Source organism: Chitinophaga filiformis (genome assembly GCF_023100805.1).
Classification (GTDB): domain Bacteria; phylum Bacteroidota; class Bacteroidia; order Chitinophagales; family Chitinophagaceae; genus Chitinophaga; species Chitinophaga filiformis_B.
In genome coordinates this window covers 7,883,319-7,899,121 of record NZ_CP095855.1, presented here as the reverse complement: position 1 = coordinate 7,899,121, position 15,803 = coordinate 7,883,319, and the positions used below count along the sequence as shown (strand labels likewise).

Annotated in this window: 12 protein-coding genes; all 12 read left to right on the top strand. The window is 47.5% G+C overall.

Annotated features, from left to right (window positions below; all coding sequences use genetic code 11):
- The first annotated feature begins 1 nt into the window (after window position 1).
- The 12 genes from MYF79_RS30880 to MYF79_RS30825 all read left to right on the top strand — a co-directional run bounded on the left by MYF79_RS30880 (window position 2) and on the right by MYF79_RS30825 (window position 15,722).
- Window positions 2-622, top strand: coding sequence for a hypothetical protein (locus MYF79_RS30880; protein ID WP_247811671.1), 621 nt, complete (start codon window positions 2-4; stop codon window positions 620-622).
- A gap of 44 nt (window positions 623-666) precedes the next feature.
- Window positions 667-3,396, top strand: coding sequence for a M14 metallopeptidase family protein (locus MYF79_RS30875; protein WP_247811670.1), 2,730 nt, complete (start codon window positions 667-669; stop codon window positions 3,394-3,396).
- Window positions 3,393-4,862 carry an amidohydrolase gene (locus tag MYF79_RS30870; protein ID WP_247811669.1) on the top strand — a complete coding sequence of 490 codons (1,470 nt, stop codon included), beginning with the start codon at window positions 3,393-3,395 and terminating at the stop codon, window positions 4,860-4,862. The genes MYF79_RS30875 and MYF79_RS30870 overlap by 4 nt, the downstream gene beginning before the upstream one ends.
- Before the next feature lie 5 nt (window positions 4,863-4,867).
- The gene (locus MYF79_RS30865) at window positions 4,868-7,642 is read left to right on the top strand and encodes a M14 metallopeptidase family protein (protein ID WP_247811668.1); all 2,775 of its coding nucleotides are present in this window, start codon (window positions 4,868-4,870) and stop codon (window positions 7,640-7,642) included.
- A gap of 88 nt (window positions 7,643-7,730) precedes the next feature.
- Entirely contained in the window at window positions 7,731-8,297 is a 567-nt protein-coding gene (locus tag MYF79_RS30860; protein ID WP_247811667.1) for a hypothetical protein, read from the top strand.
- Window positions 8,298-8,319: 22 nt separating this feature from the next.
- On the top strand, window positions 8,320-8,955 hold the full coding sequence (locus tag MYF79_RS30855; protein ID WP_247811666.1) for a DNA-3-methyladenine glycosylase: 636 nt from the start codon (window positions 8,320-8,322) through the stop codon (window positions 8,953-8,955).
- Window positions 8,956-9,044: 89 nt separating this feature from the next.
- A complete protein-coding gene (locus MYF79_RS30850) occupies window positions 9,045-10,214 on the top strand; it encodes a tetratricopeptide repeat protein (protein ID WP_247811665.1) in 1,170 nt (389 codons plus the stop codon).
- 86 nt (window positions 10,215-10,300) lie between these two features.
- A complete protein-coding gene (locus MYF79_RS30845; protein WP_247811664.1) occupies window positions 10,301-10,930 on the top strand; it encodes a hypothetical protein in 630 nt (209 codons plus the stop codon).
- A 335-nt stretch (window positions 10,931-11,265) separates the two neighbouring features.
- The gene (locus MYF79_RS30840) at window positions 11,266-12,249 is read left to right on the top strand and encodes a hypothetical protein (RefSeq protein ID WP_247811663.1); all 984 of its coding nucleotides are present in this window, start codon (window positions 11,266-11,268) and stop codon (window positions 12,247-12,249) included.
- A gap of 167 nt (window positions 12,250-12,416) precedes the next feature.
- Window positions 12,417-13,109, top strand: a complete 693-nt coding sequence (purQ, locus tag MYF79_RS30835; RefSeq protein WP_149693542.1) for a phosphoribosylformylglycinamidine synthase subunit PurQ — start codon at window positions 12,417-12,419, stop codon at window positions 13,107-13,109.
- A 190-nt stretch (window positions 13,110-13,299) separates the two neighbouring features.
- The gene (locus MYF79_RS30830; protein WP_410688426.1) at window positions 13,300-13,629 is read left to right on the top strand and encodes a protein-disulfide reductase DsbD domain-containing protein; all 330 of its coding nucleotides are present in this window, start codon (window positions 13,300-13,302) and stop codon (window positions 13,627-13,629) included.
- A 113-nt stretch (window positions 13,630-13,742) separates the two neighbouring features.
- Complete coding sequence (locus MYF79_RS30825; RefSeq protein ID WP_247811662.1) at window positions 13,743-15,722, top strand: protein-disulfide reductase DsbD family protein; 1,980 nt, start codon at window positions 13,743-13,745, stop codon at window positions 15,720-15,722.
- The last annotated feature ends 81 nt before the right edge of the window (window positions 15,723-15,803 follow it).

Below are 15,803 nucleotides of genomic sequence, written 5' to 3'. Positions count from 1 at the left end.
CATGAGATACCTGATAATAGCTATACTGATCATTTTCGCAGGATTTCTTTCCTGTAAAAAAGCTGACTATGAATGGGAACAATATCAATACACCGCGGTACCCATTGTGACCATCGATACGACAAAGACCGCATTGCCAACCAGGCAGGCGGGTAAGGTGGCATTCTTTAACCTGAACGACCCCAACGTGGCCAACCAGGAGTTTGCTTTTACCCTGGACTGGGAGGGTTTTGATAAGGTGACCGTAACCTCCATAGAAGTGTATGCGAGTTATAACAAAGCAGAATCGAGTGTGCCTGCTTATCCATTGGTGATCTCTTCTCCGGGTAACCAGTACACAAATATTGCACAGTTCCCGTTGCCGAGTATTATCGGCTCGCGCGATAAGTTGTATGAAACGGTGTCAACCTTTCCTAAGACATATTCGTTCACTGCTACTCAATTAGCTGCCATTAATAATGTATCGCTTGGATCTGTAGCGGTAAATGATTATTTTCTCTTCAAGTTTATACTGAACCTTGGCGACGGCCGCAGGATTGTAACATTCTTCAATAATATTTGTGATGAGTCACGCGGTGAACCCGGCGACTGCAGAGTAGGCGTGAGATTTAAGAAACAGTAGTATATATGGTCGGTGCAAGCCGGCATAGCAAAATAAACCCACTTATGGCAGGAAAATTCTACAGTATGCTGTTGCTGCTCTTATGCGCAGCAACGGCCTGGGGGCAAACAGTTCCCTCTCCAAAAGAACATTTTGGTTTTAATATGGGCGACGATTATCAGCTGGCCACCTACACCCAGACAGAAGCCTATTTCAAAAAGCTGACGGAATCAGATCGCGCAAAGCTGGTCGATATTGGCATGACTGAAGAGGGAAGACACCAGTATATGCTGATCGTATCTTCTCCCGAAAATCTGAAGGCATTGAACCGCTATAAGGCAATATCACAGCAGCTGGGACACGCAGCGGGGCTGACAGACGAAGCTGCGCGTAAGCTGGCTGCAGAAGGTAAGGCAGTAGTATGGATAGACGGCGGACTGCATGCCACTGAAACAGTGGGCGCGCATCAGCTCATTGAAACAATGTATCAGCTGGTGACACGCACCGACGCTGAAACAATGAACATCTTACAGCATGATATCATTCTGCTGACACATGCAAATCCTGACGGACAGGAGCTGGTATCTGACTGGTATATGCGCATGGCTGATCCGAAGAAGCGTGCATTGAATATTCCCCGTTTGTATGAAAAGTATGTGGGGCACGATAATAACCGGGATTTCTATATGATGAATATGAAGGAGAGTCAGAACATCAGTCGTCAGCTGTTTGTAGAATGGATCCCGCAGATTATGTACAATCACCATCAGCGCGGGCCGGCAGGCTCTGTGCTGGCCGGTCCTCCCTACCGTGATCCTTTTAATCATATTTATGACCCACTGATCGTGACCAGTATTGATGCGGTGGGAGCAGCGATGAACAACAGGCTGAATGTTGAAAACAAACCTGGTTATACACAAAGGAATGGTTCAACGTTTTCCACCTGGTGGAACGGCGGACTACGCACTACCCCTTACTTCCACAATATGGTGGGATTACTGACAGAGATCATCGGGGGACCAACACCGGAAACAGTGCCGCTGGTACCTGACAGGTTGGTGCCCAATGGTGCAACACCGAATCCAATAACGCCACAGGAATGGCATTTCCGCCAGTCTATAGACTATTCCGTTTCGCTGAATTACGCCGTGCTGGATTATGCTGCCCGTTACAGGAGTGAACTGCTGTTCAACATTTACAAGATGGGCAAAAACGCGATAGACCGTGGCAGCAGTGACCACTGGACATTCTATCCAAGATACATAGATTCCATCCGCGTAGCTTATAAAGTGGAAAGGAAGAGAGATTCCACCACTGAAGGTGAAACAGGCGGTGAATTCGCTTTCGGCAGGGAAGATACGATCGCTTCAAAATATTACGCAGGTGTATTAAAGAACCCTGACTACAGGGATGCGCGTGGTTATATCATTCCTGCAGACCAGGCCGATTTTCCTACGGCGGTAAAATTCATCAATGCCTTGAGCCGTTCAGGCATTGCCATTCATAAGGCAACAGCGGCTTTTACCGTTGCTGGTAAGCAATACCCTGCCGGCTCCTATATTGTGAAAACAGCGCAGGCCTTTCGTCCGCATGTTATTGATATGTTCGAACCGCAGGATCATCCGAATGATTTCCAATATGCGGGAGGACCGCCTATTCGTCCTTACGATGCAGCGGGATGGACACTGGCCTACCAGATAGGCGTACAATTCGATCGCATCATGGACGGCTTTGACGGGCCTTTTACACAGTTGCCCTATGGTCAGATCGAATTGCCGTTGGCCACTACGCTACCTGCCGTTAAAAAAGGCTACCTGATAGATGCTGCATCCAATAATGCATTTATTGCTGCGAATGATCTGCTGAAAGCGGGTGTGAAGGTCTCACGTACCGCTAATGGTACATTTTATGTACCTGCAGGAACGAGGGCACAAGGCTTACTCAAAAAGGCAACGGCAGAACTGGGCATTCGTGTTACAGCTGCAGATTATACCCCCGCAACACTGAAAGCAATTGCTCCTTTACGTATAGGTATCTGGAATACCTATGGTGGTTCTATTCCTGCCGGATGGATAAGCTGGCTAATGGAGCAATATCATTATGATTATAAGATGCTTTATTCACAGGAAGTGGATGCTGGCGATCTGCGAAAGAAATATGATATGCTCATCTTTGTATCAGGAGCCATTCCTGATACCGGTAAACCCAAAAGGAGTGAGAACAGTTATAGCAAACCACCTAAACCGGAAGAACTACCGGATGAATTTAAGCCCTGGCTGGGGCGCATTACCAAAGATACCTCTGTTCCGCAGCTGAAGAAGTTTCTGGAAGCCGGTGGTAAAATTGTCACTATCGGAACAAGTACCAACCTGGCATATCACCTGCATTTACCGGTGGAAAATGCACTGGTGGAAAAGAATGCGAAGGGGGAATGGAAACCAATACCAGGTACAAAGTATTATATCCCTGGCAGTTTGCTGACCGCCGATCTGGATACGACAGCGGAAGAGAACTGGGGAATGCCTGCGAAGAATGATGTATATTTCGATAGAAGCCCGGTGTTCAGATTCTCTGCCGGTGCTGAAGGCGCAGGCATGAAGAAGCTGATCTGGTTCTCTACGGCAACACCATTGCATAGTGGCTGGGCCTGGGGACAGCAATACCTGAAAGACGGCGTAGCCGCATTCGTAGCGCCGGTGGGGGCAGGCAGGTTATATGCCTTCGGACCGGAGATCACATTCCGCGGTCAGTCACACAGCACTTTTAAATTACTATTCAACCAATTGTACAAATGAGAAGACTGATCATACCAATCCTTTGTTGCCTGCCGGCATTGACCATTGCACAGAGCAAGGATAAGAAGACGCTTTCACCGAATAAGGATAAGAAGGCCATTGAGGCGTACCTGGACCAACAGGCGCCTGCATATGCAGATATTGCAAAGAAGATATGGGGATATGCAGAAGTTGGATACCAGGAGGAAAAAAGTTCCGCCTTGCTGCAATCAACATTGCAGCAGGAAGGATTTACCGTGAAAGCGGGGATAGCGGGTATCCCGACAGCCTTTGTTGCCACTTATGGCAGCGGGCAACCTGTGATCGGCATTCTGGCCGAGTATGACGCATTACCGGGGTTGTCGCAGGTGGCAGAGCCCCGGCAGAAAGCAATACAGGAAGGAGGCGCCGGGCATGGCTGTGGACACAACCTGTTCGGGACTGCTTCGGTAGCAGCAGCTGTCAGTGTGAAGAACTGGTTGAAAGAACATAACGGCAAAGGTACCATTCGCGTATATGGATGTCCTGCAGAAGAAGGCGGCTCCGGTAAAGTATATATGGTAAGGGAAGGGATGTTTAATGATGTGGATGCGGTATTACACTGGCATCCGGGCAATGACAACTCTGCCACGATCTTTCCCTGGTTGTCCAACAAGAATGCAAAGTTCCGCTTTTATGGAGTCGCGGCACATGCGGCGGGCGCACCTGAAAAAGGACGTTCTGCACTGGACGGAGTAGAGGCGATGGACTATATGGTGAACATGATGCGCGAGCATATTCCCCAGGAAACACGTATTCACTACGTGATCACGAAAGGAGGCGATGCGCCCAATGTAGTACCTGCTTTTGCAGAAGTATATTACTATGTACGCCATCCGGACATGCAGGTAGTAAAAGATGTATGGGAGAGACTGGTAAAAGCGGCCGAAGGCGCAGCGATGGGAACAGGTACCAGGATGGATTATGAAGTGATAGGAGGCGTATATAATATGCTGCCTAATGAAACGCTGTCAAAGATTATGGATAGCAATCTGCGGCAGGTGGGAGGTTTTACCTATACATCCGAAGAAAGAGAATTTGCAAAGAGGATCCAGTCAACACTGATCGATAGATCAAAGTTGCCCGACCTCGATACGGCAAGTGCTACCATACGGCCCTTTATATCAGATAAACATGATGCCATCGGTTCTTCCGATGTAGCAGATGTCAGCTGGGTAACGCCAACAGCTGGTATTTCTACCGCTACCTTTGTACCTGGTTCTTCGGGCCATAGCTGGCAGAATGTAGCTGCCGCAGGCAGCAGTATCGGCGCCAAGGGAATGATGGTGGCAGCAAAGACAATTGCATTCACCGCCTATGACCTGTTCAACGATCCTGCTGCTTTAGCAACTGCAAAAGCGGAACTCAAAAAACGGCAGGGACCTTCTTTCAAATATGAGGCCATGCTGGGTAACCGTGCCCCGGCATTGGACTATCGCAAAAAATAATGCTTATGAGACTTACCTTACCGGGCTGGCTGTTGGTGGCAGGCATCTGCTGCACATCACAGTTACAGGCCCAGACTGTGCCATCACCTAAAGAACACTTCGGATTTAATATCGGAGATGATTATAAACTGGCCACCTATACGCAAACAGCTGCCTATTTCGAAAAGCTGGCTGCCACCTCCGACAGGGCAAAACTGGTGGATATCGGCCTGACAGAAGAAGGGCGCCATCAGTACATGCTGATCATCTCTTCACCTGCCAACCTCAAACAGCTGGACCATTACAAACAGATCTCCCGGCGGCTGGCAAGGGCGGAAGGCATTACGCCGCAGCAGGCGCATGATATGGCCGACGAAGGGAAAGCGGTAGTATGGATAGATGGCGGGCTGCACGCCACAGAAGTAGTGGGCGCACATCAGCTCATAGAAACAGCCTGGCAGCTCATCAGCCGTAATGATGCAGAGACGAGGCGGATACTGGATAATGTGATCGTACTGCTGACACATGCTAATCCCGACGGACAGGAACTTACCAGTAACTGGTACATGCGTAATGCAGACACCCTGAAACGTTCAACAGAACAACTGCCGGTGCTGTACCAGAAATATATAGGGCACGACAACAATCGTGATTTCTATATCATGAACATGAAAGAAAGCGTCAATATGGGGAAGCAACTGTTCCTGGAATGGATGCCGCAGATCATGTACAATCATCACCAACGTGGCCCGGAAGGTTCTGTGTTGGCAGGGCCTCCGTACCGCGACCCATTCAACTATTTTTTTGATCCGCTGATGATCACCGGTATCGACGCACTGGGTGCAGCAATGTACAACAGGTTGAATGCAGAAGATAAACCCGGCTATACACGTCTGAACGGATCCAGTTTTTCAACCTGGTATAACGGCGGTTTGCGTACTACAACACAGTATCACAATATGATAGGATTGCTCACGGAGATCATTGGAAATCCTACTCCCGAAAAGATACCTGTGGTGCCACAGCGCCTGATCCCGAACGGCGCCACACCCAATCCTGTAAAGCCAACAGCAGACTGGCGCTTCAGAACGTCCATTGATTATTCTGTATCGCTGAACTATGCAGTGCTCGACTATGCAGCCCGCCAGCGGGATGAGGTCCTGTACAATATTTACAAGATGGGTAAGAATGCGATAGACAAGGGGAATACTGATTCCTGGACCTTATCTCCCAAACGGGCAGAAGCGATTACTGCAGCCTATAAGAAAGATAAGAATGATACTACTAAGGATGATGGCAGTGACCCCTATGGATGGACGAAAAGAGGGAGTAATATCTCTATGCAGTACTACGATGCGGTGTATAAGAATCCGGCAGAAAGGGATCCCCGTGGTTATATTGTGCCGGCGGACCAGCCGGATTTTGCCACAGCGGTGAAATTTATCAATGCACTGATCAAGGCCGGTATTTCCGTACAGAAGGCCACCGCGCCATTTACTGTAGGAGGAAAGCAGTATCCGGCCAACTCCTATATTGTACGTACTAATCAGGCTTTCCGACCGCATGTGCTGGACATGTTCGAACCACAGGATCATCCTAATGACTTCCAATATCCCGGTGGTCCTCCTGTCCGTCCTTATGATGCGGCAGGATGGACGCTGGCTTTCCAGATGGGCGTAAAGTTTGACCGCATCCTGGACAATTTCAGCGGTCCCTTCCAGCAACTGCCTTATGGCGAACTGCAGTCGCCGGTGATGGCGCCATTTACACCTGCAGCAAGCGGCGGTTACCTGCTGAGCCCTTATGTGAATAACGCCTTCATTGCGGTGAATGACCTGATGAATGCAGGTGTGAAGGTGTACCGGCTGCCGGAGGCTGCAGCAGGTGTAGCGCCAGGCACTTTCTTTGTGCCGGCAGGGGCACAGGCCAATGGCATATTAAAGACAGCAGCCACTCAACTGGGTGTGGTCACAAAACCTGTGAGCAAACGTCCTAAAGGGGCGGTAGAAACAAGGCCCCTGCGCATTGCACTGTGGGATACCTATGGCGGTTCCATGCCTTCCGGCTGGATCCGCTGGATGATGGAACAATATCATTTCCCTTTCAAACTGGTATACCCGAAAGATATTGATGCGGGTGACCTGAAGAAACAATACGATGTGATCGTGTTTGTGACCAGGGCTATTCCTCCCGTTTCAGGAGAGGAAGGCAACCGTTATGGTTTCAGACAGACGCCGCCTGCTCCGGAAGAGATCCCGGAGCAGTACCGTCATACATTAGGGTGGATCACAAAGGATACCTCGGTTCCAAAACTGAAGGAATTCCTGGAGGCAGGTGGTACCATTATCACCATTGGTACAAGTACCAATCTGGCTTATCACCTGGGCCTCCCTGTACACAATGCCCTGGTGGAAAAGGGGAAAGACGGTAAGGAGCAGTCGCTGCCTGGTACTAAATATTTTGTGCCCGGAAGCATCCTGCAGGTGGCTTTTGACAGCACCCGCATGGCGGCCTGGGGAATGCCTTCGGTAGGAGATGTCAATTTCGATAACAGCCCTGTATTTAAGCTGGACAGCGATGCCGAAGCAAAAGGTGTACGCCCCGTGGCCTGGTTTGCTACAGATAGGCCTTTACGCAGTGGCTGGGCCTGGGGGCAATCCTATCTTAAGGATGGGGTGGCCGCATTTGAGGCGCCGGTGGGCAAGGGGAAATTATATGCCTTTGGTCCGGAAATTACTTTCAGAGCACAGTCGCACGGCACTTTTAAGCTATTGTTCAATGGATTATACGGAATTAGGTAGGGGATAAGTGGCTCGATGAAAAAGACCGCCTCATGTTATGTGGGGCGGTTTTTTTATTTTAGTACCTTAGAAGAATAACAAAGTTAATATGGAAGAATTTTATGATGCAGCCTCCGAGAAATACAAGAAGTATTTATTGCAGGTAACTTATAACGACGAAACTTATTACACCGTTTCTGGCGCCGATGCGTCAGGCAATGACGCTGTCAGATTGCTGACAGATAAAGATGGCAGGATCTGTTTATATGCTGACCTTCCTTCTTTAAGGAAAGGTATTGAAGAAGGTATTGTTACATTCGATACCCCTAATCTGCAGGCATGGGGGAAAGAGATCAATGAAACTGATACCGCATATACGGGCTTTGATTTTTCCTCCCTGAAGGCGGAAGAATTGGAGGCCGATGATGATCCGTTATTGTACGAGATCTATGGCGCGCTGGGAGTAGTGAAGGACTACGCACTGCAGGAACATGCAGACGAACTACTGGCGCTTCTTGACAGCGACATTGTAAAGGAATACATAGAGATATGCGCCGATCTTTTCCTGTGGTCGTCAGATACTGATTCCTTCAGGGAAGATTTTGATTTTGAAAGCCTGGTGCCTGTGTTGAACAAGATCTATACATTGCTGGAACCCCGTTTAAAGATTGTTTAACGGAGGCCGTTATACTAATAATTTGGATACCATCGCTTATCAGAAATTATCATCCGGTTTCTATAACCGTCCTGACGTTCTAAAGATTGCACGTGAATTACTGGGGAAGATCATCGTAACAAAGTTCAACGGTGAACTTACGTCTGCGCGCATCGTAGAAACGGAGGCCTATGCCGGTGTCATAGACAGGGCTTCCCATGCTTATGGTGGCAGGCGTACTGCCCGGACGGAGGTCATGTTCGGTGAAGCCGGTGTAGCATATGTTTACCTGATCTATGGTATCCATCAGTTATTCAATATTGTCACCAATAAAGCGGACATCCCGCATGCCATTCTGATCAGGGGGGCGGAACCTATAGCAGGTGTACCCCTTATGCTGCGCCGTACCGGAAAGCAAGTGGCAGATTTCACTTTAACCAGGGGGCCGGGAAATGTATCAAAAGCATTGGGGATCACTTTAAACCACACAGGTGAATCCCTGTTGGGGGATGAATTTTATCTTGCCTCAGATGGTTTTACACCGTCCAGGGCTGATATCATTGCTACTCCCCGGATAGGTGTGGACTATGCGGGAGCAGATGCATTGTTGCCCTATCGTTTTATTATCCGCGGCAATAAATATGTTAGCGGAAAGCTATCACAAAATACCCCTCGTTAAAGTATTCTTAATCCTTTAAGCGCTGCGTCTCTTCAAATAATAAATATTTATCTTTATTACATTATAAGGGACAATCTCAATACCTATTTATGCGAATACTACTACCCCTGATGGTAATAAGTTGCTTTACTGTTTCTGTAGCAAATGCCCAGACCACCGACAAGGAAAAGGCCCTCGCCAAAAAGAATGAAGCCATTCAGCTGATGGACGATGGTAAACTGGCTGAGTCCATTGCATTACTTGAAGAAGCCCGTAAGCTTGACCCGGCTGAACCCGAAATAGTGTATGAAATGGCGTTAGCCCAATACCAGCAAAAGAACTTTGAGGGAGCTATGAAGCTGTTAAAAGAACTGGTGAAGAAGAAACAGGCAACAGGCAGAGTATATGCCATGATGGGAAATACGTTCGATGAAATGGGGAAACCGGAAAAAGCCATCGACATTTATGATGAAGGCATTAAAAAATTCCCGGAAGAAGGTAATCTGTATCTGGAGCGGGGCGTGATGGAGATAAGGAGGAACGATCATAATGCAGCCCTGGGATTTTTTGAAAAGGGTATACAGGCAGCGCCGATGTATCCGTCCAACTATTACAGGGCAGCGAAGATCTTTTTTGATTCTGACCAGGAAGTATGGGGAATGATCTATGGAGAGATCTTTATGAATATTGAACGTGGATCTAAACGTACGGAAGAAATCAGCAAACTTTTGTATTATACTTACAAAGGAGAGATTAAATTTGGGACCGATACCAGTGCGGCTGTAAGTTTCGCTAAACAGAACAATACAATCTATCTGGATGCCAGCCAGAGTAAAAAGAAGCAGGTGAGTTCCCTGGCCAGTGCCCTGGCCGAACAGGTAATGGCATCAATGGGAAATTCCTTTGCGAACGGAGCATACGAAATGACTTTGGTAAAGTCGATCATAGGAGAGAAGATGATCAACCTGGAATCCCTGAACCGTATCAGGACCAGATTCCTGGACATATATGCGCAGGATGGACGTGATACGAGTTACCCGGTGGTCCTTTTCGATTTCCAGCGGAAGGTGAAAGAGGCAGGTTACCTGGGGGCTTATAACTACTGGATACTGGGCTGGGGTGACGAAAAGGTATTTGAAGAATGGAGGAGTGAACATAGACAGGAATGGACCGATTTTATGAAATGGTTCAAAGAGAACAGGATCAACATTACAGGGGCGAATGCTTTCGTACGCACACGGATGATCCTGCAGGATGCAATAAAGAAGTCGGAAAAATAGCCGTACCGTAGTTATCCGACGGTTATTGTTAAGTTGCATCAGGAGGGATAGCAGGAACATAATAGCTATTTATACCATATCTGATAATGAAAAGAGAACGAAACCTCTTCCTGCTTGGGATTGCCATGACCATCAGCGCATGTGGTCTTTTCGGTTTTCACAGAGATCAGGATACCCCTTTAGCCAGTGCATACTTCAATGGTACGGTGAGTCCGGCGCTTAGTCAGCAGGTTCTGGAAGAAAAGGTGCGCGGGTTCTTCGACTGGTACACTACCCGGGTGGATTCCCTGGTGGACATCCAGTTGGTGGACAATTCCGGAGTGGAAGACACTGGCCGGTATGCCGTCAATTTTGACAGCACGGCGGCTTATCTCCAAATTTTAGCCAATGCGGGCATATTTACCCACGATTATATAGAGGATAAAAATGCTTATTTCCAGCTTTGTGCAGCCAGGATCCGTAAGGATAGTGTGCGAACGGCCACCCCTTACGGGTTTGATGCCGATCTTATCCTGCTGAGCCAGGAATATGAGGAGGATATCTCCAATTTCAGCCAGGCTACATTCTCGAATTATACCGAAACCGAGAATGGGGCATCCATAGATGTGACCATCGTCTATACGCTACGGATCGATTTTGTGATCCAGGGAGACCGCCTATTGATAGACAAGATCGATGTGGTGACGCCGGAAGGACAGATGGAAGAGGGAATATAAAAGCCGGTTCAAAAGGGCAACCAATGCCGATCATTCGCTGCATTAGACCCCGGCAGGGGTCTTTGTGTTTGTAGCCGGGGAGCAACCGCCGGGAACCCGAATCGGACAGGCACAACCAATGCCGGTCATCCGCTGCATTAGACCCCGGCAGGGGTCTCTGTGTTTGTAGCCGGGGTTTCAACCCCGGGGGAACAAAAACGGATTTCACACCCCCAATTGGACAGGCACAACTGTAAAAACACATTAATTATTCATGGTTTTCATAATATTTTGATTTTCTCCCGCTTTAAAATACCTTTGGAACGCTTTCAAAAGTTGAAAAGAGAAATCATATTGTGGTAAAGTTTTTCCGCTCAGGCAACCCGCTAACGGTACTGTTGCTGTTGATATATACGCTCCTGGTAAAATTCTATTACCTGATCCATCCGTCTTCCTTCCTGGTAGACGGCAACGAAGGTTTATTATATGGTCTGTTTGTGAAATGGATGGAAATGGCATTTGGAAAGAGCCCTTTCCTGTTCACCTCGCTGGCGGTACTGTTATTATTATTGCAGGCGCTGCTGGTAACAAAGATCGTCAACCACCAGCGTTTATTCGCCAAGCCTACCTACCTGCCCGCCATGAGCTATATGCTCTTTACCTCCCTTTACGAGGGCTGGAACATATTTTCCCCTGCGCTGCTGGTGAACCTGGTGATGTTGTGGGTATTTTCCAGTATCACCCTGTTATATACCCGTACCTCCGCGAGGGATGTGGTATTTAACATCGGTTTTGCACTGGGAGTATGTGGATTGTTCTATTTCCCGGCTACAATATTCTGTCTGCTGTTATGGTTAAGCCTGCTGATCATGCGTCCCTTCCGGCTCGCGGAATGGATCATAGCACTGCTGGGCCTGATCTGTCCGATATACCTGTTAGGCACCTACCTCTTCCTGACCGACCAGTGGATCCTGTTTGCCAAAATTCCAAGAATAGGGCTTGAAATACCTTTTATCAGCCATTACAAGGTATGGGGAGCCATGGCCATCAGCCTGTTCTTCTTTGTACTGGGCTGGTTATTACTGCAGCGTACCCTTAAAAAGATGCTGATACAGGGCCGTAAGATCTGGAATGTATTGATCGTATACGTGTTTATAGCCATGATGGTGCCTTTTTTCAATGTACATTTTTCCCCGGCATACTGGGTACTCGCTATTTTACCACTTTCCCTGTTTGTAGCCAACGCATATTGGTCTATTGTTAACAACACGGTAGCGAACGTTATCCACATCCTGACATTGGCATATGTCATTATCATGCAGTATTTCAGCAAAAATTAGCCTGTTTCAGGGCTAATTGTTAAAACCGGACGAACGGCTATGGAAATGTGCGGACGGCGTAGTAATTTTGTGCCTTTTCCGGTAATTTCGATTAATGGTCCAACAGCTGTTATCTGCCGGATAAAGCATGAATAATATTTTAGACCGTAACATTCAACAAATTAAACATGAAATTTGGCGTTGTCACCTTTCCAGGCTCTAATTGCGATCATGACATGATCGATTCACTGCGTAACGATCTTGGACAGGAGGTAATAGAGCTGTGGCATAAAGACTCTGACCTGAGCAAGTTCACTAAAGAAGATTGTATTGTACTGCCAGGCGGCTTTTCCTACGGCGATTACCTGCGTTGCGGTGCTATTGCCCGTTTTAGTCCCATGATGCAGAGCGTGATAGAGTTTGCCAATAAAGGTGGTCGTGTGATCGGGGTATGTAATGGTTTCCAGATCCTGTGTGAAGCGGGTCTGTTACCGGGCGCCCTGCTGCAGAACAGCCATCAGCAGTTTGTATGTAAGAATGTATACCTGAAAAGTGAAAATACATCCGCATCCCTGACCAAAGATGTGACCGGACGCGCATTGAAGATCCCGGTAGCACATGGTGAAGGCCGCTATTATGCAGATGATGCAACACTGGAAGGCCTGTTTGCCAACAACCAGGTACTTTTCCGTTACTGCGATGAATTCGGTAATGTGGTAGATAATGCCAATCCTAATGGAGCGCTGCGTAATATCGCCGGTATCTGTAATAAAGAGCGTAACGTATTCGGTATGATGCCGCACCCTGAAAGGGCTACCAGTTCAGTATTAGGCAATACCGATGGCCAGCTTATTTTCCAGAGCCTTATTAACAATAATTGATACCGTGGTAGCATAACCACTAATATTTAAAAATCAAGCCAACCAACCAGTTAAAAAATCTAGTATGAAAAAATTACTGACAGCAGTCTTGCTATTTGCGTTGCCGGTTCTGGCAAGTGCGCAGATAGAAAACCCGGTGAAATGGGATTTTACCGCCAAGAAGATCGACGCTACTACCTATGAATTGCACATGACGGCTACCATAGAGAGCAAATGGCACCTGTACGCACAGGAGGCAGGTGAAGGTCCGGTACCTACTACTTTCAAACTGACGAAAAATCCGTTGGTGGTACCAGTAGGCAAGATCCGTGAAGTAGGCAAGCTGCATAAGGCATTTGATAAGAACTTCGATTCCGAGCTGAAATACTACGAAAACCAGGTGAATTTCGTGCAGAAGGTAACCGTTAAAGGAAAGGCTGCTACTAAAGTAAAAGGTAGCGTAGAGTTTATGGTGTGTGATGATCACCAGTGCCTGCCGCCGAAAGAAGTGGAATTCGCTATCAGCGTAGGAGGAAAATAAGTCATGACTACGGGTGAGCGATCATCCGCCAGGTAAACAACAATATAAACGAGTTCCCCCGGAACTCGTTTATTATTTGGAATGGTAACAAGTCTTTAAAGCCTATTATTTATATGAAGCATTTGCTTACGTTCATTATCCTTATCACCGCGGTATTTGCTGTCAGGGCACAGGAAAATCCTGCTCCGGCAGCTGTCGCAAAATGGGAGTACACAGCGGAGAAAAAGGGTGAACATGAATATATATTACATCTGAAAGGTACTGTTGAGAAAGATTGGAAATTGTTTTCCACTACCATGAAAGATGATGAACCTAACACCCGCGTGGTGGTTGACAGTGCCGCTACTGTTACTGGCATCAGCGAAGAAGGAGAACTGAAAAAAGCGCCCGAACCGCTATTCGATAATACAGAGATCAAATACTTCGAAAACCAGGTGTCTCTCCTGGTAGCTGTAAAGCTGAACGGCCCTGTTACAAAGCTGGAAGGTGCTGTTAACTATATGGCACTGAAAGGTGACGAGGTGGTAGGACCGGAAGAAGTGAAATTCCGTTTTAATGCAGATGCAAACGGCAACCTGGTGAATGTAGCTGCGGGCCTGCAGGAATCGAGCGCCGCGGGGCAAACCCTGAAACGTGCTACGATCGACAAAGACCATCCCGTGAATAACTGCGGTGGGGAAGAGGGTACTGCCAAAAAAAGCCTTTGGGGATTGTTTATCCTCGGTGTGATCGGTGGCTTTATTGCTTTGCTGACGCCCTGTGTGTTCCCGATGATACCGCTGACCGTATCATTTTTCACTAAAAAGTCGCAGGATAGAAAGACAGGTGTCATGAACGCCAGTATTTACGGCTTTTTCATATTCCTGATATATGTGTTATTAAGCTTACCCTTCCATTTCCTGGATTCACTGGATCCTGAGATCCTGAACAATATCTCTACCAACGTATGGCTAAACCTGATCTTCTTCGTGATCTTTATTGTGTTTGCCATTTCGTTCTTTGGCTATTTTGAGATCACCCTGCCAAGTGGGCTTGCCAGTAAAGTAGATGCAAAAACAAGCGTTGGAGGCATCATTGGTATTTTCTTTATGGCATTGACGCTGGCATTGGTATCATTCTCCTGTACCGGTCCTATCCTGGGTTCCCTGCTGGCAGGTTCTTTGTCCACCGATGGCGGCGCTATGCAGCTGACAGTAGGTATGGCTGGTTTCGGATTTGCGCTGGCATTGCCTTTCGCTTTGTTCGCCATGTTCCCGAACTTGTTGAAATCACTGCCTAAATCCGGCGGCTGGCTCACTTCAGTAAAAGTAGTATTAGGCTTTATTGAAGTAGCAATGGCTATTAAGTTCCTCTCCAATGCAGACCTGGTAACGCACTGGGGACTGGTAAAACGCGAGGTTTTCTTTGCAGTATGGATCATCTGTGGTTTCCTGATAGTGCTCTACCTCCTGGGCAAGATCCGTTTCCCGCACGATTCACCGCTGAAGAAGATCAGTCCGACCCGTTGGGTATTGGCGTTGATCTTCCTGGCAATGACTTTGTACCTGCTGCCTGGCGTAACAAACACCAAATATGCCAATCGCAGATTGATCAGCGGTTTCCCTCCGCCATTAAGCTATAGTCTTTATAAGAACGCTGCTAAAGGGGTTGAGGCGAATGTGGTAAATGACTATGAAGCAGCGCTGAAACTTGCAAAGGAACAGCACAAACCGATCCTGATAGACTTCACAGGATGGGCTTGTGTGAACTGCCGTAAAATGGAAGAGAATGTATGGCCGGATGAGAAAGTAAGAACATTGATAGAAGAAGATTATATCCTCGTATCATTGTATGTGGACGACAGGAAATTGTTACCGGAAGATCAGCAGTTCCTCTTTACTACCAATACCGGTCGCAAGAAGGAGATCAAAACTGTGGGCGATAAATACGCTACCATGCAGACAGAGAATTTTGTGAACAATTCACAGCCTTATTATGTGCTGATAAGCCCTGATGAGAAGCTGTTAACAAAGCCTGTTGGATATACGCCCCGTGCAAGCGAATATGCCAGCTGGTTGAAGTGCGGGTTAGAAGCGTTTAAGAAAGGAAAGTAATAAATATAAATTATTCAGGAAACGGCTGTTCGCTTATGCGGGCAGCCGTTTTTATTGCAGAAATTGAAATCGGTTCTTTTA

Excerpts from the sequence above, each read along its gene's own strand:
- MYF79_RS30880 (WP_247811671.1), top strand. The coding sequence starts at position 2 with ATGAGATACCTGATAATAGCTATACTGATCATTTTCGCAGGATTTCTT.
- MYF79_RS30875 (WP_247811670.1), top strand. The coding sequence starts at position 667 with ATGGCAGGAAAATTCTACAGTATGCTGTTGCTGCTCTTATGCGCAGCA.
- MYF79_RS30870 (WP_247811669.1), top strand. The coding sequence starts at position 3,393 with ATGAGAAGACTGATCATACCAATCCTTTGTTGCCTGCCGGCATTGACC.
- MYF79_RS30865 (WP_247811668.1), top strand. The coding sequence starts at position 4,868 with ATGAGACTTACCTTACCGGGCTGGCTGTTGGTGGCAGGCATCTGCTGC.
- MYF79_RS30860 (WP_247811667.1), top strand. The coding sequence starts at position 7,731 with ATGGAAGAATTTTATGATGCAGCCTCCGAGAAATACAAGAAGTATTTA.
- MYF79_RS30850 (WP_247811665.1), top strand. The coding sequence starts at position 9,045 with ATGCGAATACTACTACCCCTGATGGTAATAAGTTGCTTTACTGTTTCT.
- MYF79_RS30845 (WP_247811664.1), top strand. The coding sequence starts at position 10,301 with ATGAAAAGAGAACGAAACCTCTTCCTGCTTGGGATTGCCATGACCATC.
- purQ (WP_149693542.1), top strand. The coding sequence starts at position 12,417 with ATGAAATTTGGCGTTGTCACCTTTCCAGGCTCTAATTGCGATCATGAC.
- MYF79_RS30830 (WP_410688426.1), top strand. The coding sequence starts at position 13,300 with ATGACGGCTACCATAGAGAGCAAATGGCACCTGTACGCACAGGAGGCA.
- MYF79_RS30825 (WP_247811662.1), top strand. The coding sequence starts at position 13,743 with ATGAAGCATTTGCTTACGTTCATTATCCTTATCACCGCGGTATTTGCT.